Source organism: Terrisporobacter mayombei, assembly GCF_020748465.1.
GTDB classification, from domain to species: Bacteria; Bacillota; Clostridia; order Peptostreptococcales; family Peptostreptococcaceae; genus Terrisporobacter; species Terrisporobacter mayombei.
In genome coordinates this window covers 1-474 of sequence record NZ_JAHZMP010000185.1, presented here as the reverse complement: position 1 = coordinate 474, position 474 = coordinate 1, and the positions used below count along the sequence as shown (strand labels likewise).

Genomic DNA, 474 nt, shown 5'->3' with positions numbered 1-474 from the left:
CTTTTAAGAGAAGAAGAAGGTATAGCTGCTAAAGTTCTAAGTAAAGTTGGATTTACAGAAGCTTATTTAGAAGGCAAAATAGTTGATATGGAAGGTAAGGGAGAAGAAATCTCAGAAGATATAGTATTAAGTCCAAGAAGTAAACAAATACTTGAGTTATCAGGCATGTTTGCTAATAAATTAAAAACAAATTATATTGGGACTGAGAAGACATTATTAGCAAGTAGTCAAGAATGTGAAGGAATAGCTAATAAGATTTTAAATTAATCAGGAGTAAATGATAGGACTTTAGCCCAATTAACAATTGTTATGATGGGTATTAGTGATAAAAATTAATAAAAAGCAGAAAATAGTTACACGGGCAACCAGAATCAAGCAGAATCTAAAGTACTTGATAAGTATGGAAGAAATCTTACACTATATGCAAAGCAGAATAAAATAGACCCTGTAATAGGTAGAGAAAAAGAAATCCAA

The 474-nt window shown here is 30.4% G+C and carries 1 protein-coding gene; it reads left to right on the top strand.

All coding sequences use genetic code 11. The annotated features are described in order from the left end of the window. The coding region (locus tag K0039_RS21025; protein ID WP_272491552.1) for a Clp protease N-terminal domain-containing protein at positions 1-267 on the top strand (267 nt) is incomplete at its 5' end. Positions 268-474 lie beyond the last annotated feature (207 nt).